Source organism: Dactylosporangium sp. CA-139114 (assembly GCF_050955725.1).
Lineage (GTDB): Bacteria > Actinomycetota > Actinomycetes > Mycobacteriales > Micromonosporaceae > Dactylosporangium.
Map to the genome: position 1 here is coordinate 891,215 of NZ_CP192080.1, position 23,658 is coordinate 914,872.

The window sequence follows — 23,658 nt, forward strand, 5'->3', positions numbered from 1 at the left end:
AGGACCGCCGCCGCTTCCGGCGGGGAGTGGACAGTCTCAGCGGTTCACGTACGGCCGAGCGCCGATGGCCGCGAGCTCCTCGGCCGCGATCGCCTCCTCCTCGGCCAGGACCAGTGGCAGCGGGTCGATGAGCGGGTCGAGCGACTCGAGCGAGGCGCGCTGGACCGGCATGGCCGCGTCGGCCGGCGGCACGGTCGCCTGGCCCACGGCGCGCACCCAGACCGTCGGGGTGTCCCCGACGAGCTCGGCCTCGATGGTCTCCTCGTGCAGCGCCGCGCTCACCGGCGCCCCCACCAGCGCCTTGACGACCACGGTGTCGTCCTGGTGGCCGAAGGCGGCCGGCTGCGCCGGCACCGACGGGGCCGCGACCACCTCGGGCGGCAGGAGGTCGATGGTGATGATGTCGTCGCGGGAGACGCTGTGCCGCACCGGCGGTCGACCGGCCTTGTGACGGCCGCGGTACGCGTCCGAGCGGCTGTTGCGCCGCAGGGTCAGCTTCGCCGTGGGTGCCGGGCGCGCGGGCTGGACGGGCTCCTCCGCCGCGGCCACGACGCTGCCGCGCGGGACCGTCAGGATGAACAGGATGATCACGTCCAGCGTGACCATGAGCAGCGACCACGCCGGGTAGGCGCTCAGCATGGCCAGCTGCGAGATCGCGTGCAAAGCCACCACGCTCGCGGCCACCGCCTTCGCGCTGGGGCGCCGGGCCCGCAGCGCGATTCCGGCCCCCGCGAGCATCACGCCCAGCGTCACCGTGGCCGCGGCCCAGGTGCCCGCGCTGGTGAACGCCACATCGTTGCGGTCGAATCCGACCTTGTCGCCGGCGAATCCCACCAGCAGTCCCTGCGCGACGTTGAGCGCGCCCACCAGCGTGAGCATGGACGTCCCGAACGCCCGAAATTCCTTGACCCGCATCCGCCGTTTTCTCCTCGTTCTCACATGACGGCATACAACGATGAGGCCGTGCCGATCCCCAGTTCTCGCGAACCGAGGACCAGCACGGCCCTATATCCCCCGTGAACTTGTTCCCCCCGGAACAGGCCCGACCCGTGGTGCCCGGTCCCGCCGCCCGCGGGACCGGACACCGGCGCAGACCCCTCCACGCCGGTCCCGGGCCGCCGGTTGATCCCGCCCGCGGACGTGGGCAGATCCCCCGGCCTTCCCGTTCCCGGACTTCGGCGCCTGCCGCAAGCCGGCAACGTGTCGTGCCTGAGAACATGATTCGAGCGGCCCGGGTGAATGCGGATCACCCTCGATGGGTGAACGGCCGGATGGCGGCTCTACACCGGTTCGGCGGCCAGCAGGCAGGCGTCGTCGTCGGGATTGCCGCGGGGCGCGCAGTCCAGCGCGGTGCGCAGCCGTTCGCCGGGTGCGGAGCCGCGCACGGCCACCCCCACCTCGTCGGCGAGCCCCTGCACGCCCTGGTCGATCGCGCGGTCGCGGCGCTCGACGACACCGTCGGTGAACATCAGCAGCAGGTCGCCGGGGTCGAGCACCACGCACGCGGTGGAGTAGGGCGCGGCCGGGTCGACGCCGAGCACCATGCCGAACGGCTGGGCCAGCGCGCTCACCCCGGCCGTGGTGGCCCGCAGGATCGGCAGGTGCCCGGCCCGGGCCCAGGTCAGCGAGTGGTCGGCGGGGTGGAAGCGGCCGCACACGGCGGTGGCCAGCACGGTCGACGGGCGGCGGCAGAGCATGCGGTTGAGGGCGGCCAGGATCGCGCCCGGTTCGTCGCCGGCCAGCGCCAGCCGGGTCATCGCGGCTCGCAGGCGCAGCATGGTGGCGGCGGCGGGCCGGCCGTGGCCCATCACGTCGCCGACCGCGAGCATGACGTCTCCGCCGGGCAGGGGCGTGCTGAGGTACCAGTCCCCGCCGACGGGCCCGGAGTGCCTCGCGACGGCGTACCGCACGCCCACCCGCACCCCGTTGACCTGCTCCCGTAAACCGTTCATGCCCGATATCGTGGCCCCGGCCGGGCCCCGGCCGACTCGCCTGCGGCGGGTGAGGGCCTAGATGATGCTCAGCGCGCGCGCCCGTCGCACGGCGTCGCGGCGGCGGCTCACGCCCAGCTTGCGGTACACGTGCCGGACATGGGTCTTGACGGTGTTGGTCGAGACGCTCAGCACCGTGGCGATCTCGGCGATGGAGAGCATGCTGCGCAGGTACTGCAGGACCAGCGTCTCCCGCTCGGTCAGCGGGTCGATGATCTGCTCGGCGGCCACGTCGAACACGTGGGCGACGGCCTCGTCCTGCTCCCGGCTCGCCTCCTCGCGCCCGGCTTCCACGTGATCGGCCTGCCCAGGACGGGCGTCCTGATGCTCCGCCGCCCGCTCGTCCGCCTCATGGCCGATCTCCTCATGGTCGGCCCGGCCGGCCATCACCGACCCCTCGAGCAGCGCGGCGATCCACGAGCCGTGCCCGGCGAACGGTGCCCGGATGCCCTCGGGCGCGGCCAGCCGCAGCGCCCGCTCGATCTGCTCGGTCGCGCCGGCGACGTCGCCGAGGCGGTGGCGGGCCTGGGCCAGCATGACGCTCGCCGTCACCGCCGCCACCAGCGAGGTCACCGGCGCGGCGAGCAGTTCCTCCAGCGTTTGCCGCGCCGTCTGCGGCCGGTCGGCGGCGAGGGCCACCCGGGCGCGGGCGAGCGCCACGGCGGCGGCTCCGGGCCGGTGCCGGTCGAGCTCGTCGAGCACCGCGCGGGCCTTCTCCGGCTGCCCCTCGGCCAGGCACAGGTCGGCGTGCAGGATGCGGGCGGTGAGCTCGGCGGCCGGTGGCAGGGCGCCGATCCGGTCGCCCAGCAGCGGCTCCAGCGCCTCCTGCGCGCCGGCCGGGTCCCCGGAGTCGAACAGCAGCAGGGCCAGGCTCAGGATGCCGCTGAGCCAGCCGTGCGGGTCGGGCGGCGCCTCCGCGGTGATGCTCTCGTCGAGGTGGAAGCGCGCCTCGTCGAGCCGGCCGCGGACCCGGCAGACGCTGGCCAGCACCAGCCGGGCGTCGCTGATGTTGCGAGACTCCGCGATGCCCGCGTCCCGGCTGGCGTCGAGCACCCGGCGCGCGCACGCGGCGGCCGCCGAGAGCCGGCCCCGCCGCAGGTGCACCAGGGCCTGCAGCCGGTTCGCCTGCACGACGAGCAGGGGGAAGCCGGACTTGCGGGCCAGCGCGTTGCCCAGCTCCAGGGCCGCGTCGGCGTCCTGCACCGCGTCGCGGGCGATCCCGGCGCCGGCGAGCGTGAGGTGCGCGCCCGCGCGGGCCCCGTCGGCCGCGTCGGCGTAGAGATGCTCGCCGGCGGCCTCCTCGACGCGCCGCAGCAGCCGCTGGGCCGCGTCCGCGAAGCGGTCCAGGTCGTCGGCCGCGATCGCCTCGGCCATGCGCATGGCCGCCAGGATCTCGGCGTCCAGCGGGCTCGGTGCCTCGCCCAGCGCCCGCTCACCGAGCCGGATGAAGGCCGACATGGCTGCCGCGTCGCCGGTGTCGCGGCAGCAGATCGCCAGCGCGAAGGCGAGCATCGGGCGTTCGGCGATGTCGTGGGGAGGCCGCGGGCCGGTCCGCAACGCCATCGCGCGCGACCCCGACCCGCAGAGCTCCGGCCAGTACTGCAGAAATAATCGCTCGGCGCTGACCCAGTCGGCACCGAGGACGGCGTGCACCACGGCGTCGCCGGGCAGCCCGTTCGCGGCGTACCAGCCGGCCGCCGCCCGGTGCAGGCCGCGCTCCTCGGCGGCGAGGGTGGTGCGCACCTCGGCGCGCAGGACCGCGCGCACCAGGCGGCGGTAGCGGTACCACGAGTGCGAGCCACCGTAGAAGGTGGCCAGCGCGTCGGCCCGGCTCGCCTGGGCCAGCTGGCGGGTGCCGTTGCGGCTGCCGGCCAGCGCCTCGACGAGGCCCGGGCAGACCGTCTCCACGATCGAGGTGCGCAGCATGACCTCGTGCACGTCGGGGTCGAGGTGGGCCAGGATCTCCCGCTGCACGTACTCGGTCAGCCCCACCTGCTCGTTCGGCCCGGCCTCGCCCGCGACCAGGTCGGTGACGACCCGTTCGGGCTCGTGGCGCCCGACCATCGCCGAGAGCGCCACCGCGACGGCGGCCGGCCAGCCCTCGGTCACGTGCCACAGCGCGTGCTGGAACTGCCGGGCGAGCCGCACGCCGAGCCGCTCCGCCAGCCCGGCGATCTCGGCCTGGGCGAAGGCGAGGTGGTCGGCGCGCAGCTCGGTGAGCTGGCTGCGCACGCGCCAGCGGTACAGCGACAGCGGCGGCTCGCTGCGAGCGAGCAGCAGGAAGCCGATGCGCTCGCCGAGACGGGTCATCAGCCGCTCGATCCGGCGCAGCACCGTGCGGTTGGTGACGTTGTGCAGGTCGTCGAGGACCACCACGGGGCGCTCGGGGAGCCGTCCGCTGCTCCACGCATAAGTGGCGGGGTCCAGCGCGATGCCCGCGGCGTTCAGGGCGGCGGTGAGCTCGCGCCAGGCCCCGGCGCCGCAGTTCGGCTCGAACCGCACGTAGGCGATGCGCCCGGGCGGGCGTCCGGCGCGGACCCACGACGCGGCGAGCACCGTCTTGCCCCAGCCCGTCGGCGCGCAGACCAGGGTGACCGGCTGCTCCACCGCCGCGTCGAGCTGGTCGAGCAGCCGCCGGCGCTCCAGGTGCACCGCGGGCAGGCCCGGCACTTCCCGGTCGGGCACGAGCTCGACCGGCACCGGCCGCACCTCCAGGGGCCGCGCGGGCCCGGCCCAGCTCGCCGAGCCGAGGAACCGCTCGGCGGCGTCGTTGTGCGCCAATCTGCCAAGCGTGGTTTCGCCGTGATGGCTGGTATGCACCGTCACTCCCCAAGAGGCGGGTCTACGACGTGCTCGGACTGGCACCTTCCCGTTCCATATCGGCCATGTTCGACGTCGAACACGATAGAACCCGGACCCCGTTTCGTGGAGTGTTTCATCGATGCAAGTCGATGCATGAAGCCGCGGAGGGTCCCTCGCTTCTCCGTGTGGCCGGAGTGATTGATAGATGTTTATCGATTGATTGCCACTGTGCAGCGAACGGCGCGTGCGCGACTGCGCCGCCGGATGGTGGGCCTTTGTCCAATTTTTTCGACGGGGTTCCTTGCTGTCGGCCGCGCTCGCGCTACCGAGCGTGACTCGCGACTTCTCACGTTTGGGTAGCGCCGTGCCGACCGTGCGTGAAAACGCAGGCGAATGGCGCCCTAACGCGATGGAGTTCGGGCCATTACGGACTATCTCGGCGTGTTGCGGCCCCAGCTTCCCGGTCTGAGCCGGCGCGTCTGCTCATGAGCCAGACCTACGGCCGTAGGTTTTGCTCCAAATTACAATCGTGTCATCAGTGATATTGCTCTGAGATTGAGATCGTTTTACTCAATCCCGTGCCAACTTGCAAATTGCATCCGGTAAGGCCGTGCACAACGGGCGATTCGGACGCCGGGGCGGGCCGGTGACAAATGCCAATCACCGATTGGCCGCGAGCGTGTTCGTGGCATACGTTGAGAATGTCCGATCAGATCCGTATCGAAAAGGTCGGACATTTCCGCGCGCCTTTCGCGAAGCGGCGGTCAGCACGAGGCGGTCGGCGCGAAGTGGCCGTCAGCGCGAAGCGGCGGTCAGCTCGCCTGGGCGGCGGCGTCGTCCTCGGCCACCGGGATGCCCGACGCCTGCGCGAATGCCGAGAGGCCCTGCAGCAGGGCCGCGCGGTCGTCCGGAGACATGCGCCGCAGCACCGCCGCGATCGTCTCCTGGCGCTGCCGGCCGAGACGGTCCAGCAGCCGGTGCGCCGTCGGGGTGAGCACGAGCCACACCTCGCGCCGGTCGCGCTCGTCGGCGGTGCGGCGCAGGAGGTCGGCGGCCTCCAGGCGGTCGCACAGGCGGCTGGCCGAGGACGGCGCGGTGTGCAGGGCCATGGCGAGCTGGGTCAGATTGACGGACCCGGCCTGGTCGATGACGCCGAGCACGCGCAGCTGGGCGGCGGACACGCCGGAGTTGTCGTTGGCCGCGCTCGTGGCCAGGACCAGCGCCTGGCTCGTGGCATCCGCCAGAGCCGCCGCGCGGGCGAGGTCATCGTGGCTCGTCGGGTGCGGTGAGGGTCGGCTCCGCACGTTGTCCTCCGGGTGTCGCGGCGGTCACGGGTCAGCTCGGGGCGACCAGTCCAGGCAGATGATCAGGGCGTCGTCGGCAAACTCGGCGCCCGCGTGATATTCACGAAGGCTCCGCATGACGCTGCTGATCGCCTCGGCCGGTGGCTGCAACCGGGTCGATCGTATGGCACGGCTCAACTCACGCTCACCGAACGTCGGCTCGTTCGGCCGGGTGGCTTCATGCACCCCGTCACTGACTACGAAAAGTCGATCTCCAGGGTTCAATGTGGTGCGTTCCTCGACGTAGCGGGTGTCGCCGAACATCCCCAGCGGGAGCTGGGCGTCGAGGGCCATGTCGCTCACCTGCCCGTTGCGGACCAGGATCATGCGTGGCGAGCCGGCGTCGATCATGCGCAGCTCGCCGGTGGCGACGTTCAGCGCGAGCAGGAGGGTGGCCAGGTGCCGCGCTCCGCCGTACTGCGAGAAGACCGCATCCGCCGCGAGCACCGCCTGGTCGCTCAGGTCACCGGGGCGGGACTGCCCCGCCGGGATCGAGCGGCGGGCGTTGCGCATCGCGTTGACCGCGAGCGTGGTGAGCAGGGCCGCGTCCAGGCCGCTGCCCATGCCGTCGAGCGCGGTCACGGTGAGCCAGTCGCCGTTGATCGACCAGTCGAAGTGGTCGCCGCCGACCGTGTAGGCCGGCTCCAGCTGCCCGGCGAACTTCACGCCCGGCTGCTCGTAGGCGCGGGCCGGCAGCAGGTCCCACTGCATCTCCGCGGCCATGGTCAGCCGGCCGCTGCGCCGCCGGTCCAGGTGGTAGCGGTCGGTGCGCCGGTAGGCCGCCGCCAGCGCCACCGCGAAGCTCTCCGCGAGCTCCTCCAGCCCCGGCCGTTCGGCCGGCACCCGGTCGGCGTCCAGCCCGACGCTGAGCACGCCCACCCGCTCGCCCCAGGCGCTCACCGGCAGGTGCAGCCGCGCGAGGGACTGCCCTTCGCGCGCCTCCACCACCGGGGTCTGGCTCGCGAACGCCCGCATCGCCGACGCGAGCTGCTCGCCAAGGGCCTCGTCGGGCTCGGTCCCGCTCGGTGACAGCGTCGTCGTGCGATAGTCGGCCAGCCAGACCGTGCTGCTTTTGGTGCCGTGGGTCGCGCTCAGGTACGCGTCGAGCGTCTCCACCAGGCGGTCGGGTGGAGTGATGCGCAGTGCTTTGTCGATGGAGCCAACGCCGGACATTCGAGCCTTTCGCCAGCCTTTGCTTGCCGTGCGGCAAATAATATAAGGCAGGTTTTCCGGCTCTCATGTACCCACTCCCCGGAAGGGATCTACACCCAGCGAGAGCCCAGCCACATTCTGGAGAACCACTCCGTATACGAAATGTCCATTCCCGCGTAGATCGGGTAGAAATAGGCGAAGCAGGCGGCCACGAGCAGCATGTAGGCGCCGACGATGATCGAGCCGATGAGTCGCTGGTCGCTGTTGGGCCGCACCTTCCGGGCCGGGCCGAGAATCGCGCCGAGCACGTAGACCACGGCCAGCACCAGGAACGGCTCGGCCGGCAGGCAGTAGAAGTAGAACATCGTGCGGTGCTCGGGCATCTCGTTGAACCAGGGCAGGATGCCGGTCAGCGCGCCCGCCATGATCAGCCAGGCGCGGCCGTCGCGGCGGGCGATCGCGAGCCAGCCGAGCGCGACGAGCGCGGGCAGGAACGACCACCACAGCAGCGGGGTGCCGAGCAGCAGGATCTCGGAGGCGCAGCTGGGCGCGCCGCAGGGGCCGGACTGGTCCCAGTAGAAGGCCACCGGGCGGCCCAGCAGGAGCCACTGCCACGGCCACGACTGGTACTGGTGCTTGGTGCTCAGCCCGGTGTGGAACGCGTACGCCTCGGAGTGGTAGTGCCACAGGTTCACCAGCGGGTCGATGAACCGGTCGTGCGGCAGGCCGTTGCTCTCGGCGTACCAGTGCCGGAAGTACCCGCCGTCGGAGAGGAACCAGCCCCACCAGCAGTTGATGTAGACGACCAGGGCGATGACGAAGATCGCGAAGAACCAGATCGAGGCGGTGCTGAGGAAGGTGTCGAGGATCCAGTGCTTGACGCCGGCGCTGCGGCGGGCGCTGAGGTCGAACAACCAGATGGCCACGGCGAAGATCGCGACGTAGTAGATGCCGCTCCACTTGACGCCGCAGGCCAGGCCCAGGGAGATCGCGCACAGCAGGCGGTACCAGGGGAAGCCGAGTCGTGCGCGCAGGCCCGGCCTGCTCGCGTCGAACCCGCCCTCGAGCAGGCGCAGCCAGCGGGCCCGGCGTTGCTCGCGGTCGAGGACCAGGAAGAAGAACGCGACGACGACCCAGAACATCAGGAACACGTCGAGCAGAGCCACCCGCGAGAGCACGAAGTGCATGCCGTCGAGGGACATGAGCAGGCCGGGGGCGCCCGCGAGGATCGTGGACCGGAACAGCTTGTAGGCGGCGATGATGATCAGCAGGATCGAGATGGCGCCGACCGTGACGGCGCAGATGCGCCAGCCGAAGGAGTTGTAGCCGAAGAGCTGCTCGCCGATCCCGATCATCCACTTGCCGATGGGCGGGTGCACGACGTACTGCGGGGTGTTGTCCTCGGGGTTCCACTCGACCCCGCGCTGCAGCAGGTCCTGCGCCTCGTTGGCGTAGTAGACCTCGTCGAAGATGACGTCCTTCGGATGCGCGAGGTTGACCAGGCGCAGTACGAGGCCGATGCCGGTGATCAATGCCGCGACGAGCCAGAAGTTCAGGCCGCCCTTCGGCGCCCGGGCCAGCCGGCGGCGGACGATGTCGGGCACGCGCACCGTGGGCTCCGGCGCGGGGGCGGGGCTCTCCGGCTCGCTTGTCTGGGTCAGCACACCCGAGGTCATTGGGCGATCGTAGGGGTCGGGATGCCACCATCGCACATGTGCCGTTGATTCTGCTCGGAGCGCCGCTGGGAAATCCCGAGGACGCGTCCCCCCGCCTGCGTGAAACACTCGCGACCGCCGATGTCGTCGCGGCCGAGGACACCCGCCGGCTGGGGCGGCTCGCGCAGCACCTCGGCGTCGAGATCACCGGCCGGCTGGTGAGCTACTTCGAGGGCAACGAGGAGCGGCGCACCCCGGATCTCGCCGAGGACCTCGCCGCCGGGCGCACCGTCGCCGTGGTCACCGACGGGGGCATGCCGAGCGTCTCCGACCCCGGCTTCCGGCTGGTGCGCGCCGCCGTGGCGCTCGGCGTGCCGGTCACCGCCGCCCCCGGCCCGAGCGCCGTCGTGACCGCGCTCGCCGTGTCGGGACTGCCGTGCGACCGCTTCTGCTTCGAGGGGTTCCCGCCCCGCAAGCAGGCAGAGCGGCGGTCGTACTTCGCGACGCTGGCCGCCGAGCCGAGAACCCTGGTCTTCTTCGAGTCCCCGCACCGCGTCGCCGCCACGCTGGCCGACCTCGCGCAGGCCTTCGGTGACGACCGCCCGGCGGCGCTGTGCCGGGAGCTGACGAAGACGTACGAGGAGATCCGCCGCGGCACCCTGGCCGAACTGGCCGTGGACGCCGAGACGGCCCGGGGCGAGATCACGCTCGTGGTCGCGGGCGCGCCCCCGGTCGCGGCCGGGCGCCCCTCCGACGAGGCCCTGGCCGCCGAGGTGGCCGCGCTGGTGGCCGCGGGGGCCGACCGCAAGGAGGCGACCCTGGACGTGGCCAAGCGGCACGGCCTGGCCAAGCGCGAGGTCTACGCGGCGGTCATCGCACACAAGTAGGGGCCTCTCCGTAGGCGGCGACTCCGTAGGTGGCGACTCAGTAGGCGGCGACCACGATCGCGGCGGCGAGCACCAGCGGGGCCGTCACGGTCAGGGCCCAGGCCGTGAGCCGGTCGCGCAGGCGGGCGAAGCGCCAGGCCCCGGTCAGCCAGGCCAGCAGGAGCGCGCACAGCAGCACGAGCCCGAACCCGGTGGCCCAGCGCACCCGCAGGCCCGATGGGTTGCCGGCGTACGCGACCCGCCCGCCCGGCACCATCACCGCGGCCACCGACGAGCCGGTCGGCTGGTCGAGGCCCATCAGCCGGGTGCCGTCGACCGCCTCCGCGCCCGGACGGGTGAATTCGGCCATGCATCGGCGCAGCACCCCGGTGCCCTTGCACGAGGTGATCTCGGCGGTGCCCCGCACCCGGTGCCCCATGTCCAGCCAGAACGGCTCGGCGCTGGTCCAGGCGAAGAACCCGGTGAGTAGGGCGACGACGAGCATCGCGGTGAGCCCGGCGACCGGGCCGCGTGCGGGCCGGACCCGGCGCTGGCGGGCGCGGCGCTGGGGCGCGCTGCGGCGATCGTCGCGGGGCTGGCGCATGACCCGCATCGCCGGCGGCGGCCACGCCTCGGCCCGCCCGGCGAGGTGGTCGGCGGCGGCGGCCCGCCCGGCCTCGTGCGCCGCGAGCTCGTCGGCCGCGGTCGCGTACGCCCCGGTCGAATGTGCCCCCGTCGCATGTGCCCCGGTCGAAAGTGCCTCGGTCGCATGTGCCCCGGTCGCGTCGGCCTCGCTCGCGGGCGCCTCGGCGTGCGCCGGCGAGCTGTCGTGCAGTGCCAGCGTGGTCGTCGTCGGCCACAGCGGGAAGTGCTCGGCGGCGGTCTCCCCGGCGGGTGGCGGGGGCACGGCGGCGCCGCGCTCCCCGGGCCCGGACGCGGGCTGCGCGGCGGCCGGCACCAGGACCCGGACCGGCGGAATCCCCGCGGCCTCACCCCGCCATCCCCGGGTTCCGGCGGTGTTCCCTGGCCCTGCGCGCCGAACTGCCTCTTCGCTCACGTTTTCATTGGACAACGGGTGATAGCCGACGTTTCGGACGTGGGGCGCGTGTCGGGCGAACTTATCCGGTTCCGGAACACAACTATCCTGTTCGCGGAACACCACGACGGGTCACTACGCTTGCAGGTCATGAGTCGTGTTCTCGCCGCGGTCGCCTGGCCTTATGCCAACGGCCCGCGCCACATCGGTCACGTGTCCGGATTCGGGGTGCCCTCCGACGTCTTCAGCCGCTACATGCGGATGGCCGGCCACGACGTGCTGATGGTCTCCGGCACCGACGAGCACGGCACGCCGATCCAGGTGCAGGCCGACGCCGAGGGCGTGACCCCGCGCGAGCTGGTGGACCGCTACAACCGCGTGATCGTCGAGGACCTGCACGGCCTCGGGCTGTCCTACGACCTGTTCACCCGCACCACCACCGGCAACCACTACCAGGTCGTGCAGGAGCTGTTCACGGGGCTCTACGACAACGGGTACATCATCGCCAAGACCACGCTCGGCGCGATCTCCCCGTCGACCGGGCGCACGCTGCCCGACCGGTACATCGAGGGAACCTGCCCGATCTGCGGCTACGACAGCGCCCGCGGCGACCAGTGCGACAACTGCGGCAACCAGCTCGACCCCGACCAGCTGATCAACCCGCGCTCGAAGATCAACGGGGAGACCCCGGAGTTCGTCGAGACCGAGCACTTCTTCCTCGACCTGCCCGCCTTCGCCGACCAGCTCAACGCCTGGCTCGACACCCGCGACGGCTGGCGGCCCAACGTGCTGAAGTTCTCCCGGAACCTCATCGACGACCTCCAGCCGCGGGCGATCACCCGCGACCTGGAGTGGGGCGTGCCGATCCCGCTGGAGGCGTGGCGCGACCGCGCCGACAAGCGCATCTACGTGTGGTTCGACGCGGTGATCGGCTACCTGTCGGCCTCGGTCGAGTGGGCCCGCCGCAGCGGCGACCCCGAGGCCTGGCGGCAGTGGTGGCAGGACCCGCAGGCCCAGGGCTACTACTTCATGGGCAAGGACAACATCGTCTTCCACTCGGTGATCTGGCCCTCGATCCTGCTGGGCTACTCCGGGCCGAAGCCGCAGTCCCTGGGCGCGCTGAACCTGCCCACCGAGGTGGTCTCCTCGGAGTACCTCACGATGGAGGGCAGGAAGTTCTCCTCGTCCCGCCGCGTGGTCATCTACGTGCGGGACTTCCTCGAGCGCTACGACGCCGACGCCCTGCGGTACTTCATCGCCGTGGCCGGCCCCGAGTCCAACGACACCGACTTCACCTGGTCGGAGTTCCGCCGGCGCAACAACGACGAGCTCGTGGCCGGCTGGGGCAACCTGGTCAACCGCTCGATCTCGATGGCCGCCAAGAACTTCGGCGAGATCCCGGCCGCGGGCGAGCGCACCGCGCAGGACGACGCCCTGCTGGCCGCGGTCCGGGCCGGCTTCGAGTCGGTCGGGCAGCTGCTGGGCAAGCACCGGCAGAAGGCGGCCATCACCGAGGCGATGCGGATCGTCGGCGAGGTCAACAAGTACTTCTCCGACCAGGCCCCGTGGAAGCTCAAGGAGGACAAGGCCCGCATGGGCACCGTCCTGCACGTGGCGCTGCAGGCCGTGCGCGACTGCAACACGCTGCTCACGCCGTTCCTGCCGCACGCGGCCCAGCGCATCCACGAGCTGCTCGGCGGCACCGGGGTCCACGCGCCGATGCCGGAGATCCGCGAGGTCGAGGACCTCGACAACGGCGGCACCTACCCGGTGCTGATGGGCGACTACACCGTCGGCGCCAAGTGGGAGCCGGTCGCGATCCAGGCCGGGACGAAGCTCGAGGCCCCGACCCCGGTCTTCAAGAAGCTGGACGAGTCCATCGTGGAGGAGGAGCTCGCCCGCCTGCAGAGCTAGGCGGCAACGCGAAGCGGGCGCCGAGCCTACAACTGGTACCAGTGGTCGCTCTCGTGGGCGTCGGTCACCTCGCCGACCGGCGCCCACGCCTCGTACAGGCCTCGCTCGACGCAGTGGGCGCCCAGGCGGGCGACCTGGTCGCCGTCGGGGCGGGACAGGCGCAGCCGCAGCCAGTCGCCCTCCTGGCGGATCACCGTGCAGCGGGCGTCGCGCCAGGTGGCGCGGGGCACCCGGCGGGCCAGGGTCTCCAGCGGGTAGCGGGCCGCGCGGGTCTTGGCCGCCACGCGGAACTCCCCGGGCGGGTCGACGATCGCCTCGAACAGGTTGTCGCGGTGGGAGCCCACGTAGCGGGTCATCGGCGGGGTGACCGGGAAGTACTCCTGGTCGGAGGAGTCCGGCAGCAGGTGGCGCCACTGCGGCCCGTGCATCCGGCTCCAGGCGCGCTGCTCCGGCAGGTAGGTGTAGAGCGTGACCTCGGTGCCGTCGCCCGTGTAGGCGACCAGCGACGTGTTCGCCGGCACCGGCAGCTCGGCCAGGTCGGCGGTGACGAACTCGGGGACGATGTGCTTGCCGCTCGGGGCGAAGCCGGTGCCGATCACGGGCGGGCCGAGACGGTCGTGCGGGGGCATGGTCACCAGGCCGCCGTAGTTGCTCGCCATCGGCACGTCGTAGTCGTGGGCGTCCACGGCCCGCCAGCGCACCGCGAAGACCACGCCGCCGGTGTTGTCGCCGGACAGGATGCTCAGGTCCTCGGGGGTCCGCAGGTGGGCGACGTCGAAGGCGCGGTAGCAGAAGCCGCTGATCGGCCAGCCCTTGAGGTACCCCTGCAGCTGCCGGCCGGCAAGGAACTTGATCATCCGGGTGCCCCGCCGGACGACCGCGGTGCGGCGGATCGGGGCGAGCGCGGACGCGGCGGCGGGGGTCTGGCTCAGGCGGTGGATCGTGGCCCAGTCCAGCGCGCGGGTGACCGGCATCAGCAGCGGCTCGTCCTCCAGCCCGTCGAGGGCGGAGGTCACCTCCGTGGCGTGCACGAAGCGGCGGTACGGCCACTGCGCGCCCGGCCGCGGATTGGGCAGGAACCCGGGGGCCGGGTGGGTCGCATACGCCTCGTAGGCCGCGCCCTGGGCGATCTCCTCGGCCGGGTAGCTGACCCCGTCGATCGTCACGCTGTGGGTCGCGGACCCTTCCGCGTGTCCGATTACCGTCACCGGCCCGACGCTAGGGCCGGGTGATTGTGGCTCGGTGAACGGCGAGTGAACGGCAAATCGAGGGTGGCATGCTTGACCCCGATGAGTGCGAGAAAACACAGCCGCCAGGGCGCCTTCCCGCCCGCGCCCGAGCCGCTGCCGGTCAGGGTGCTCGACAGCCACACCCACATCGACATCACGCTCGACCAAAACCTCGGCGGGGACCTCGGCGGGGACCTCGGCGGGGACCTCGACGGGGACACGGCCGGCGGGCCGGCCACGATCGAGGACGCGATCGCGCGCGCGGCCGCCGCCGGCGTGGACCGGCTGGTGCAGGTCGGCGTCGACGTCGAGTCGTCGCGGTGGGGCGTCGAGGCGGCACAGCGCCACCCGGCGGTGCTCGCCACCGTGGCGCTGCACCCCAACGACGCGCCCCGGCTGGCCGACCTCGACGAGGCGCTGCGCGAGATCGAGCGCCTCGCCGCCCACCCGCGGGTGCGGGGCATCGGCGAGACCGGGCTGGACTACTTCCGCACCGGCGACGAGGGGCGCAAGGCCCAGCACGAGAGCTTCCGCGCGCACATCGCCATCGCCAAGCGCCACGGCAAGGCGCTGGTCATCCACGACCGCGACGCGCACGACGACATCCTGGCCGTCATCGACGAGGAGGGCGCGCCGGACCAGGTGGTCATGCACTGCTTCTCCGGCGACGAGGACTTCGCCCGGGCGTGCCTCGCGCGCGGCTTCCTGCTCAGCTTCGCGGGCACGGTGACCTTCGGCAACGCCGCCCACCTGCGCCGGGCGGCGGCCATCACCCCGCTGGAGGCGATCCTGGTCGAGACCGACGCGCCGTTTCTCACCCCGGCCCCCTTCCGCGGCCGGCCCAACGCGTCCTACCTGATCCCGCTGACGGTGCGGGCCCTGGCCGAGGTCACCGGGCACGACCTGGACGCCCTGTGCGCCGCGATCTCGGCCAACGGCGAACGAGCCTTCGGCAGCTGGACGTGACCCTCCTCGGCCCCGCCGACGTGCGGCAGCTGGCGGACCGGCTCGGCATCCGCCCCACGAAGCAGCTCGGGCAGAACTTCGTGCACGACCCCAACACCGTGCGCCGGATCGTGCGCGCCGCCGATCTCGCCCCCGACGACCTGGTGCTGGAGGTCGGGCCGGGGCTGGGCTCGCTGACCCTGGCGCTGCTGGAGCACGGTAACGCGGTCTGCGCCGTCGAGATCGACCCGCCGCTGGCCGCGGCGCTGCCCGAGACGGTGCGGCAGTTCGCGCCGGAGCGGGCCGAGCGGCTCACCGTGATCGCCGGGGACGCGCTGCGGGCCGACCTGTCCGCGGTGAAGCCGACGGCGCTGGTGGCGAACCTGCCGTACAACGTCGCCGTCCCGGTCGTGCTGCACCTGCTGGCGACCGTGCCCTCCCTGCGGCGTGGCCTGGTGATGGTGCAGAAGGAGGTCGCCGACCGGCTCACCGCCGGGCCGGGATCGCGGGTCTACGGCGTGCCGAGCGTGAAGCTGGCCTGGTATGCGACCGCGCGCCAGGCCGGCAAGGTGCCCGCCGCCGTCTTCTGGCCCGTGCCGAACGTCGAGTCCGGGCTGGTCGGCTTCGAGGTGCACGACGGGGCCGGCCGGGTCGGCTCTGATCGCGCGGCGACCTTCGCGGTCATCGACGCCGCCTTCGCCCAGCGCCGCAAGACGCTGCGGGCCGCCCTGGCCGGCTGGGCCGGGGGCGCGCCGGAGGCCGAGCGCATCCTGCGGGCGGCCGGGGTCGACCCGGGGCTGCGCGGCGAGCAGCTCACGGTGGACGACTTCACCCGGATCGCGAGCCATCGCGGCCCCGGCGACGCGCCCGGGTAGGGTGCAGCAGTGACCGAGCCGCTCTTCTCCGAGGACGAGGAGTTCGACCGGCCGCGCCTGGCCGCGCACGGACCGGTCCGGGTCCGCGTGCCCGCGAAGATCAACCTCCACCTGCACGTCGGGCCGGTGCGCCCGGACGGCTTCCACGAGCTGACCACCGTCTACCACGCGATCGGCCTCTACGACGAGCTCACGGCCCGCCGCGGCGACACGCTCACGCTCACCATGGAGGGCGAGGGCGCCGGCGAGCTGTCGCTGGGCGAGGACAACCTCGTCATGCGCGCGGTGCGGGCGCTGGCCGCCGAGACCGGGCACGACGCCCACGCGCGGCTGCACCTGAAGAAGCAGATCCCGATCGCGGCCGGGCTGGCCGGCGGCAGCGCCGACGCCGCCGCCGCGCTCGTGGCCTGCGACCACCTGTGGGGCACCGGGATGTCCCGCGACGACCTGGCCGCCATCGCCGCCACGCTGGGCTCGGACATCCCGTTCCTGGTGCTCGGCGGCACCGCGCTGGGCACCGGGCGGGGCGAGCTCGTGAGCCCCGTGCTCACCGGCGGCCACGCGTGGCACTGGGTGCTCGCCGTGGCCGACGAGGGGCTGTCGACGCCGGTGGTGTACCGCACGTTCGACCAGCTCGGCGGCGACTGCACCGCCGCGGCGCCGGACGACCTGCTCGCGGCGCTGCGCCAGCGCGACCCCGAGGTGCTCGCCGACCGGCTCGCCAACGACCTGCAGGCCGCCGCGCTGCACCTGCGCCCCGAGCTGCGCGCCGTCCTCGACGCCGGGCTGGACGCGGGCGCCCTGGCCGGCCTGGTCTCCGGCTCCGGCCCGACCTGTGTGTTCCTGGCCGAGGACGCCCGCCACGCCGCGCTGCTCGCCGCCGAGCTGGAGTCCCGGCAGTGCTGCCGGGCCGTGAAGACCGCCGTCGGCCCCGTCCCGGGCGCCCGAGTGCTGTGAGGGCGTAGATGGCCAACATCGTCAGTCTCGACAAGGTCTCCAAGACCTACCCGGCCGGGCGCATCTTCGACGAGGTGTCCCTCGGCATCGACGACAGCGACCGGATCGGCATCGTCGGGCTCAACGGCGCCGGCAAGACGACGCTGCTGCGGATGCTCACCAAGGCCGAGGAGCCCGACGAGGGCCGGGTCACCCACCGCCGCGACCTGCGCGTCGCCGCGCTGCCGCAGACCCTCGACCTGCCGCCGCAGGCCACCGTCCGGGACGTCATCGTCGGCACGGCCTGGCTGCTGGCCGGGTTCGCCGCCGAGCACGAGTGGGCGGGCGACGCGGGCGTGCGGACGGTGCTGAACGGGCTCGGCATGCCGCACCTGGGCCTGGACGCGCCCGTCGGCCCGATGTCCGGCGGCGAGCGGCGCCGCGTCGCGCTCGCCGCGCTGCTGGTGCGCCCGGCCGACCTGCTCATCCTCGACGAGCCCACCAACCACCTCGACGTGGCCGGCATCGCCTGGCTGGCCCGGCACCTGCTGCAGCGCCGCGGCGCGCTCATCGTCGTCACCCACGACCGCTGGTTCCTCGACGCGGTGTGCACGACCACGTGGGAGGTCGCGGACGCGACCGTGCGCGCCTACGAGGGCGGCTACGCGGCCTGGACCCTGGCCCGGGCCGAGCGGGTGCGGGTGGCGGCCGAGACCGAGGCCCGCCGGCAGAACCTGCTGCGCAAGGAGATCGCCTGGCTGCGCCGCGGCCCGCCGGCCCGCACCAGCAAGCCCAAGTTCCGCATCGACGCGGCCAACGCGCTCATCGCCGACGTCCCGCCCGCCCGCGACACCGTCTCGCTGCAGCGCCTCGCCGTGACCCGGCTGGGCAAGCAGGTCTACGAGCTCGACGGCGTCACGCTGCGGGCGGGGGAGCGGACCCTGCTCGATCCCACCGACTGGATCGTCGGGCCCGGCGACCGCATCGCCGTGCTCGGGGCCAACGGCGCGGGCAAGACCACGCTGCTGCGTGTGCTCGCGGGCGTCCGCGAGCCCGACGGCGGCCGCGTCCTGCGCGGCACCACGGTCCGCCCGGCGTTCCTGTCGCAGGAGCTGCGCGAGCTGCCCAACGACCTGCGGCTGCTGGAGGCGGTCGAGGAGGTGGCCAAGCGGGTCAAGCTCGGCGACCGGGAGCTGTCCGCCGCCCAGCTGGCCGAGGTCTTCGGCTTCACCGGGGCCCGGGTCTGGACCCCGGTCGGCGACCTCTCCGGCGGCGAGCGGCGCCGCCTGCAGCTGCTGCGCCTGCTGGCCACCGAGCCCAACGTGCTGCTGCTGGACGAGCCGACGAACGACCTGGACATCGACACCCTGGCCGCGCTCGAGGACCTGCTCGACACCTGGCCGGGCACGCTCATCGTGGCCAGCCACGACCGGTACCTGGTCGAGCGCGTCGCCGACGTGGTCTACGGCATGCACGGCGACGGGCGGCTGCGGCACCTGCCGGGCGGCGTCGAGGAGTACCTGGCGCACGTGTCGGAATCCTCGGGCTTCGGGGCGGCCAAGCCCCAGCCGGTCGTCACCGAGCGGGCGCCCGACCTCAGGGCGAGCGAGAAGGACCAGAAGGCGGCGAAGAAGGAGCTGGCGAAGCTCGAGCGCAGCATGGACAAGCTGAGCCAGAAGGAGGCGCAGCTGCACGCCCAGCTCGCCGAGCACGCCACCGACTACACGAAGATCACCGAGCTGGACGCTCAGCTTCGGGCCGTACAGCAGGAAAAAGCCGATATCGAGGAGCAATGGCTCGCCCTGGCCGAGATCGCCGGGTGAGGTCATCTTAGGATTGGCACATGGCCTCACACTTCCCGGTCAACCACCACCTCCGGCCGCTCTACCGGCTGCTCGCAGCGGTGGCGGGCCTCTACATGCTCGTCTACGGCGTGGTCGGCTTCATCGAGACGTCCGGCTCGGACTTCTTCACCCGTGACGAGGCCGAGTGGGTGATGGGCCTGCGCACGAACCCGGCGTTCGCCCTGCTCTCGATCGTCGCCGGCGTGATCGTGCTCGGCGCGAACATCATCGGCCGCGGCGTGGCGCACGCGATCAACACGCTCGCGGGCGTGGTGCTGACCGTGGTCGGCATGGCGTCGCTGGCGCTCATGCAGACCGAGGCGAACGTGTTCGCCTTCTCCATGTCCAACGTGATCGTCACCTTCATCCTCGCCGGGATCATCGGCACCGCGAGCCTCTACGACCGCGTCGGCTCGACGGCCGCGGCGACGGCCACGGACGAGCACCGCCACAGCGCCACCCTGGCCTGACCGGCTGCCGGTCGCGCGAGCGCTCGCCAGGAGTTCGCACCGGCGGCGGTGATGACGAGCCGCCCGCCCGGGGCGAACTCCTGGCGCGTTCTTCACTTCCCCGCGCGGGTGACCAGCGTCGGCTTGCCCTCCATGTTGGACAGGCCGTTCCAGGCGAGGTTGACCAGGTGCGCGGCCACCACTTCCTTCTTGGGCTTGCGCACCTCCAGCCACCAGCGGCCGGTCAGCGCCACCATGCCGACGAGCGCCTGGGAGTAGAGCTCGGCGAGCTTCGGGTCGAAGCCGCGCCGCTTGAACTCCGCGCCCAGGATGTGCTCGGCCTGGTGGGCCACGTCGTTGAGCACGCTCATGAAGTTGCCGGTGGGCGACATCACCGGGGACTCGCGGACCAGCACCCGGAAGCCGTCGGTCTCCGACTCGATGTAGTCCAGCAGCGCCAGCGCCGCCTGCTCGAGCAGCTCGTGCGGGTGGCCGGCGGTCAGCGCGTTGGTGATCCGGTCGAGCAGCGAGCGCACCTCGCGGTCCACGACGACCGCGTAGAGGCCCTCCTTGCCGCCGAAGTGCTCGTACACCACCGGCTTGGACACCTTCGCCCGCGACGCCACCTCCTCGATGGAGGTGGCGTCGAAGCCCCGCTCGGCGAACAGCGCGCGCCCGATGGCGATGAGCTGCTCACGGCGCTGGGCGGAGGGCATCCGCACCCGCGACTTGGTCGAGATCGCGGGCGGCGGCGGCAGCGGCCGCGGCTGCGCGAGGTCCTCCGGGCGCTCGGTCACCCGTTCATCGTGCCAGCCGCGACGCGCTTGGCGTCGAGCCGGTCGCGCTTGGGCCAGCGGACGTTGGTCGCCCAGCCGAGCTTCTCGAAGATCCAGATCAGCCGCGCGTTGATGTCGATCTGGCCCTTGTCCACGCCGTGGCGGGCGCAGGTCGGGTCGGCGTGGTGCAGGTTGTGCCAGCTCTCACCGAAGGACAGGATCGCCAGCGGCCAGAAGTTGCTGGCCTTGTCGCCGTCGCGGGTCTCGAAGGGCCGCTCGCCGTAGACGTGGCAGATCGAGTTGATCGACCAGGTGACGTGGTGCAGCAGGCCGATGCGGATCAGGCCGGCCCAGAAGAACGCCGAGAGCGCGCCCTGCCACGACCAGGTGACGAGGCCGGCGATGATCGCGGGCAGGCTCGCCGACAGGGTGACGATGAGCGGGAACGCCTTGTCGATGCGCTGGATGTCCTTGTCGGCCATCAGGTCGGGGGCGAAGCGCTCGCGGTTGGACAGCTCGCGGAAGAACAGCCAGCCGACGTGGGCGTAGAACAGACCCTTGACCAGGCCGCCGAAGGACTCCCCGAAGCGCCACGGCGAGTGCGGGTCGCCCTCGCGGTCGGAGAACGCGTGGTGGCGGCGGTGGTCGGCCACCCACTGCGTCGGGTTGCCCTCGATCGCGGTGCTGCCCGCGATCGTCAGCGCGATGCGCAGGCCGCGGTTGGCCTTGAACGCGCCGTGGGTGAGGTACCGGTGGAAACCGGTCCCGATGCCGAGTCCCCCGATGATGTAGAAGATCGCGCCGAGGACGACGTCCAGCCAGGTCAGGCCCCAGCCCCAGGCGGCCGGGACGGCGGCGACCAGCGCGACGAACGGCAGGATCACGAAGGCCCACAGCGCGACGATGATCCCCGGGTGCTGCTTGCCCTCGGTGAGCGGCTTCGGCCCGCGATCGGGGCCGTCGGTGGACGTGGGATCAAGGACCGATACGGACATGGCACCTCTCAAAGGGGAGTCGTAACAGGCGGGGCTACGCTTACGTCACCGTAACTTACGGGTGCGTAGGTTGGCCATACGGTGCTCGTGTCAAGGTGATTACCCGTGGCTCCATTGTGATCTTCGTCGGCCCCGGCGCCGACCCGAACGACTGAACTTCGTCTCGCGGGGTGGCGGATGCCCCTGGGGCAAAAGGGATCGACGCGCAGGTTAGGCTTCCAAGGGCGGCGGCAGTGGGGTGTGGGGTAACGGCAGCCCGCAGGCCTTTGGAGCCTCGCAGTCCTGGTTCGAATCCAGGCACCCCAGCCACCTGACTACGATGAGGCGCACCGACACCGTCGAGGAGCGCTGCGTGAGAAACGTGATCATCCTGGCCGCCGGCGAAGGCAAGCGGATGAAGTCCGCGGTCCCCAAGGTCCTGCATCCGCTGCTCGGGCGCACCCTGCTCGGGCACGTGCTGGCCGCCGCGGAGCCGTTCCTGGACAGCGGCACCGTGACGGTGGTCGTGGGCCACGGCGGCGAGCAGGTCCGCGAGCACCTGGCCGAGGTCGCCCCCGAGGCGCGGCCGGTCACCCAGCGGGAGCGGCGGGGCACGGGCCACGCCGTGCGCATCGCGCTCGATGCCAACCCCGAGCTGAGCGGGACCGTGGTCGTGCTCAACGGCGACATCCCGCTGCTGCGCGCCGAGACCCTGGCCGCGCTCGTGCACACCCACGAGGCCACGAAGGCGGCGGCCACCGTGCTCACCGCCGAGGTGCCGGACCCCACCGGGCTCGGGCGCATCGTGCGCAACCGGGGCGGGGAGTTCGCGGCGATCGTCGAGGAGCGCGACGCGACGCCGGAGCAGCGCGCGATCCGGGAGATCAACTCGGGGGCCTACGTCTTCGAGGCCGGCGCGCTGCGCGAGATGCTCGGCAAGCTCTCCACGGACAACGACCAGGGTGAGGAGTACCTCACCGACGTCATCGCCCTGCTGGCCGCGGCCGGCTCCGCGATCGTCGCCCACCGGGCCCCGGACGCGACCGAGACCCTCGGCGCCAACGACCGCGCGGAGCTGGCCGGCCTGCGGGCGCTCATGCGCGACCGGATCAACGCCGAGTGGATGCGCGCCGGGGTGGCCATCATCGACCCGGCCACCACCTGGATCGACGTGACCGTCACCCTCGAGCGCGACGCGGTCGTCGAGCCCAACACCCACCTGCGCGGCGCGACCAGCATCGGCGAGGGCGCCGTCGTCGGCCCGGACAGCTCGCTCATCGACGTGGTCGTCGGCCCCGGCGCCTCGGTCGTGCGCACCCACGCCGTCTCCGCCCACATCGGGCCGCAGGCCTCCGTCGGGCCGTTCGCCTACCTGCGCCCCGGCACCGAGCTCGGGCGCAAGGCCAAGGTCGGCACCTTCGTGGAGACCAAGGCCGCGACGCTGGGCGAGGGTGCGAAGGTGCCACACCTGTCCTACGTCGGCGACGCCTCCATCGGCGAGCACACGAACATCGGCGCCGCCACGGTCTTCGTCAACTACGACGGCGTGCGCAAGCAGCGCTCGACCATCGGCGCCCACGCCCGCACCGGCGCCGACAACATGTTCGTGGCCCCCGTGACCATCGGCGACGGGGCGTACACGGCCGCCGGCAGCATCATCGTGAAGGACGTCCCGGCCGGCGCGCTCGGGGTCTCCCGCGCCCAGCAGCGCAACATCGAGGGCTGGGTGGAGCGCAAGCGTCCCGGCACCGCGGCCGCCGAGGCGGCGCAGGCGGCCCAAGCACGTGAACAAAACCACGCCGGGGCCGGTCAGGTGGCTGAAACGGGTCTTCCCGACGAACAATGAGCGCAACCACGAGATCGGGAGCGGGCGACCCAATGGCCAGCATCAGTTCGGAGAACCGCAAGAACCTCATGCTCTTCTCCGGCCGGGGGTTCCCCGCGCTGGCCGAGGAGATCGGCGCCGTGCTCGGGGTCGACCCGACTCCGATGGACGCCTACGACTTCGCCAGCGGTGAGATCTTCATCCGGTACCGCGAGAGCGTCCGCGGTTCCGACGCGTTCGTCGTGCAGTCGATGGTCTCGCCGATCAACGACTGGCTGATGGAGACGCTCATCATGGTCGACGCGCTCAAGCGCGGCTCGGCCAAGCGCACCACGGTCGTCCTGCCGTTCTACCCCTACGCGCGGCAGGACAAGAAGCACCGCGGCCGCGAGCCGATCTCCGCCCGGCTCATCGCCGACCTGCTCAAGACGGCCGGCGCCAACCGCATCCTCACCGTGGACCTGCACACCGCGCAGATCCAGGGCTTCTTCGACGGCCCGGTCGACCACCTGTTCGCCATGAACACGCTCGCCGACCACATCGAGGCCAAGTACGCGGGCCGCCCGATCACGGTCGTCGCGCCCGACTCCGGCCGGGTGCGCGTCGCCGAGCGGTGGACCGACCGGCTCGGCGGCTGCCCGCTGGCCTTCATCCACAAGACCCGCGACCCCAGCAAGCCCAACCAGGTCGTGGCCAACCGCGTGGTCGGCGAGGTCGAGGGCCGGGTCTGCCTCATCGTCGACGACATGATCGACACCGGCGGCACGATCGTCAGCGCCGCGGACATCCTCTTCAACGAGGGCGCGGCCGAGGTCGTGGTCGCCGCGACGCACCCGGTGCTGTCGGACCCCGCGTGCTCCCGGCTCGATGCCAGCCGGATCAGCGAGGTTGTGGTGACGAACACGCTGCCGCTGCCGCCCGACCGCAAGGTGGACAAGATCACGCAGCTCTCCATCGCCCCGCTGCTCGCGCGGGCGATTCGTGAGGTGTTCGACGACGGCTCGGTGACGACCCTCTTCGGCGGGCTGTCCTAGAAGCTCCGCACG

19 protein-coding genes and 1 tRNA gene are annotated in these 23,658 nt (G+C 72.3%); 10 read left to right on the plus strand and 10 right to left on the minus strand.

What is annotated here, in order from left to right; all coding sequences use genetic code 11:
• Positions 1–36: 36 nt before the first annotated feature.
• The 6 genes from ACQP2P_RS04115 to ACQP2P_RS04140 form a co-directional block, all read right to left on the minus strand.
• On the minus strand, positions 37–915 hold the full coding sequence (locus ACQP2P_RS04115; RefSeq protein WP_433613423.1) for a DUF7144 family membrane protein: 879 nt from the start codon (positions 913–915) through the stop codon (positions 37–39).
• A gap of 365 nt (positions 916–1,280) precedes the next feature.
• Positions 1,281–1,952, minus strand: coding sequence for a PP2C family protein-serine/threonine phosphatase (locus ACQP2P_RS04120; protein ID WP_433613425.1), 672 nt, complete (start codon positions 1,950–1,952; stop codon positions 1,281–1,283).
• 57 nt (positions 1,953–2,009) lie between these two features.
• Positions 2,010–4,772: a LuxR C-terminal-related transcriptional regulator gene (locus ACQP2P_RS04125; RefSeq protein WP_433613427.1), complete on the minus strand. Its 2,763-nt coding sequence runs from the start codon at positions 4,770–4,772 to the stop codon at positions 2,010–2,012.
• An 833-nt stretch (positions 4,773–5,605) separates the two neighbouring features.
• Complete coding sequence (locus tag ACQP2P_RS04130; protein WP_433613429.1) at positions 5,606–6,097, minus strand: MarR family transcriptional regulator; 492 nt, start codon at positions 6,095–6,097, stop codon at positions 5,606–5,608.
• 24 nt (positions 6,098–6,121) lie between these two features.
• Positions 6,122–7,309, minus strand: coding sequence for a PP2C family protein-serine/threonine phosphatase (locus tag ACQP2P_RS04135; RefSeq protein WP_433613431.1), 1,188 nt, complete (start codon positions 7,307–7,309; stop codon positions 6,122–6,124).
• 89 nt (positions 7,310–7,398) lie between these two features.
• Positions 7,399–8,964, minus strand: coding sequence for a dolichyl-phosphate-mannose--protein mannosyltransferase (locus tag ACQP2P_RS04140; protein ID WP_433613432.1), 1,566 nt, complete (start codon positions 8,962–8,964; stop codon positions 7,399–7,401).
• Positions 8,965–9,002: 38 nt separating this feature from the next.
• Here ACQP2P_RS04140 and rsmI point away from each other — a divergent pair, with 38 nt between their 5' ends.
• Entirely contained in the window at positions 9,003–9,830 is an 828-nt protein-coding gene (rsmI, locus tag ACQP2P_RS04145) for a 16S rRNA (cytidine(1402)-2'-O)-methyltransferase (protein ID WP_433613433.1), read from the plus strand.
• Between the two features lie 37 nt (positions 9,831–9,867).
• Here rsmI and ACQP2P_RS04150 read toward each other — a convergent pair whose 3' ends face one another.
• Positions 9,868–10,716 carry a hypothetical protein gene (locus ACQP2P_RS04150; protein WP_433613435.1) on the minus strand — a complete coding sequence of 283 codons (849 nt, stop codon included), beginning with the start codon at positions 10,714–10,716 and terminating at the stop codon, positions 9,868–9,870.
• Positions 10,717–10,995: 279 nt separating this feature from the next.
• Here ACQP2P_RS04150 and metG point away from each other — a divergent pair, with 279 nt between their 5' ends.
• Positions 10,996–12,759, plus strand: coding sequence for a methionine--tRNA ligase (metG, locus tag ACQP2P_RS04155; RefSeq protein ID WP_433613437.1), 1,764 nt, complete (start codon positions 10,996–10,998; stop codon positions 12,757–12,759).
• Between the two features lie 26 nt (positions 12,760–12,785).
• Here metG and ACQP2P_RS04160 read toward each other — a convergent pair whose 3' ends face one another.
• Complete coding sequence (locus tag ACQP2P_RS04160; RefSeq protein WP_433613439.1) at positions 12,786–13,967, minus strand: hypothetical protein; 1,182 nt, start codon at positions 13,965–13,967, stop codon at positions 12,786–12,788.
• Between the two features lie 81 nt (positions 13,968–14,048).
• Here ACQP2P_RS04160 and ACQP2P_RS04165 point away from each other — a divergent pair, with 81 nt between their 5' ends.
• Genes ACQP2P_RS04165 through ACQP2P_RS04185 form a run of 5 tightly spaced genes read left to right on the plus strand, consistent with a single transcriptional unit; the run spans position 14,049 to position 19,058 of the window.
• Positions 14,049–14,954 carry a TatD family hydrolase gene (locus tag ACQP2P_RS04165; protein ID WP_433613441.1) on the plus strand — a complete coding sequence of 302 codons (906 nt, stop codon included), beginning with the start codon at positions 14,049–14,051 and terminating at the stop codon, positions 14,952–14,954.
• Positions 14,951–15,808 (plus strand): 16S rRNA (adenine(1518)-N(6)/adenine(1519)-N(6))-dimethyltransferase RsmA, encoded by an 858-nt coding sequence (gene rsmA, locus ACQP2P_RS04170; protein WP_433613443.1) that lies wholly within the window; start codon positions 14,951–14,953, stop codon positions 15,806–15,808. Before ACQP2P_RS04165 ends, rsmA begins: the two co-directional genes overlap by 4 nt.
• Positions 15,809–15,817: 9 nt before the next feature.
• On the plus strand, positions 15,818–16,765 hold the full coding sequence (locus ACQP2P_RS04175; protein ID WP_433613445.1) for a 4-(cytidine 5'-diphospho)-2-C-methyl-D-erythritol kinase: 948 nt from the start codon (positions 15,818–15,820) through the stop codon (positions 16,763–16,765).
• 8 nt (positions 16,766–16,773) lie between these two features.
• A complete protein-coding gene (locus ACQP2P_RS04180) occupies positions 16,774–18,567 on the plus strand; it encodes an ABC-F family ATP-binding cassette domain-containing protein (protein ID WP_433613447.1) in 1,794 nt (597 codons plus the stop codon).
• A gap of 20 nt (positions 18,568–18,587) precedes the next feature.
• The gene (locus ACQP2P_RS04185) at positions 18,588–19,058 is read left to right on the plus strand and encodes a DUF4383 domain-containing protein (protein ID WP_433613449.1); all 471 of its coding nucleotides are present in this window, start codon (positions 18,588–18,590) and stop codon (positions 19,056–19,058) included.
• A 92-nt stretch (positions 19,059–19,150) separates the two neighbouring features.
• Here ACQP2P_RS04185 and ACQP2P_RS04190 read toward each other — a convergent pair whose 3' ends face one another.
• Positions 19,151–19,753, minus strand: coding sequence for a TetR family transcriptional regulator (locus ACQP2P_RS04190; RefSeq protein WP_433618962.1), 603 nt, complete (start codon positions 19,751–19,753; stop codon positions 19,151–19,153).
• A 77-nt stretch (positions 19,754–19,830) separates the two neighbouring features.
• Positions 19,831–20,808 carry an acyl-CoA desaturase gene (locus ACQP2P_RS04195; protein ID WP_433613451.1) on the minus strand — a complete coding sequence of 326 codons (978 nt, stop codon included), beginning with the start codon at positions 20,806–20,808 and terminating at the stop codon, positions 19,831–19,833.
• 234 nt (positions 20,809–21,042) lie between these two features.
• Here ACQP2P_RS04195 and ACQP2P_RS04200 point away from each other — a divergent pair.
• The 3 genes from ACQP2P_RS04200 (at position 21,043) to ACQP2P_RS04210 (ending at position 23,646) form a co-directional block, all read left to right on the plus strand.
• Positions 21,043–21,117, plus strand: a tRNA-Gln gene (locus tag ACQP2P_RS04200).
• Positions 21,118–21,202: 85 nt separating this feature from the next.
• Positions 21,203–22,633, plus strand: a complete 1,431-nt coding sequence (gene glmU / locus ACQP2P_RS04205; protein WP_433618963.1) for a bifunctional UDP-N-acetylglucosamine diphosphorylase/glucosamine-1-phosphate N-acetyltransferase GlmU — start codon at positions 21,203–21,205, stop codon at positions 22,631–22,633.
• A 32-nt stretch (positions 22,634–22,665) separates the two neighbouring features.
• Complete coding sequence (locus ACQP2P_RS04210; RefSeq protein ID WP_433613453.1) at positions 22,666–23,646, plus strand: ribose-phosphate diphosphokinase; 981 nt, start codon at positions 22,666–22,668, stop codon at positions 23,644–23,646.
• Positions 23,647–23,658: the final 12 nt, after the last annotated feature.

Coding starts and splice junctions, on each gene's coding strand:
- ACQP2P_RS04115 (WP_433613423.1), bottom strand. CDS start 915: ATGCGGGTCAAGGAATTTCGGGCGTTCGGGACGTCCATGCTCACGCTG.
- ACQP2P_RS04120 (WP_433613425.1), bottom strand. CDS start 1,952: ATGAACGGTTTACGGGAGCAGGTCAACGGGGTGCGGGTGGGCGTGCGG.
- ACQP2P_RS04135 (WP_433613431.1), bottom strand. CDS start 7,309: ATGTCCGGCGTTGGCTCCATCGACAAAGCACTGCGCATCACTCCACCC.
- ACQP2P_RS04140 (WP_433613432.1), bottom strand. CDS start 8,964: ATGACCTCGGGTGTGCTGACCCAGACAAGCGAGCCGGAGAGCCCCGCC.
- metG (WP_433613437.1), top strand. CDS start 10,996: ATGAGTCGTGTTCTCGCCGCGGTCGCCTGGCCTTATGCCAACGGCCCG.
- ACQP2P_RS04165 (WP_433613441.1), top strand. CDS start 14,049: ATGAGTGCGAGAAAACACAGCCGCCAGGGCGCCTTCCCGCCCGCGCCC.
- ACQP2P_RS04180 (WP_433613447.1), top strand. CDS start 16,774: ATGGCCAACATCGTCAGTCTCGACAAGGTCTCCAAGACCTACCCGGCC.
- ACQP2P_RS04185 (WP_433613449.1), top strand. CDS start 18,588: ATGGCCTCACACTTCCCGGTCAACCACCACCTCCGGCCGCTCTACCGG.
- ACQP2P_RS04190 (WP_433618962.1), bottom strand. CDS start 19,753: ATGCCCTCCGCCCAGCGCCGTGAGCAGCTCATCGCCATCGGGCGCGCG.
- ACQP2P_RS04195 (WP_433613451.1), bottom strand. CDS start 20,808: ATGTCCGTATCGGTCCTTGATCCCACGTCCACCGACGGCCCCGATCGC.
- glmU (WP_433618963.1), top strand. CDS start 21,203: ATGAAGTCCGCGGTCCCCAAGGTCCTGCATCCGCTGCTCGGGCGCACC.
- ACQP2P_RS04210 (WP_433613453.1), top strand. CDS start 22,666: ATGGCCAGCATCAGTTCGGAGAACCGCAAGAACCTCATGCTCTTCTCC.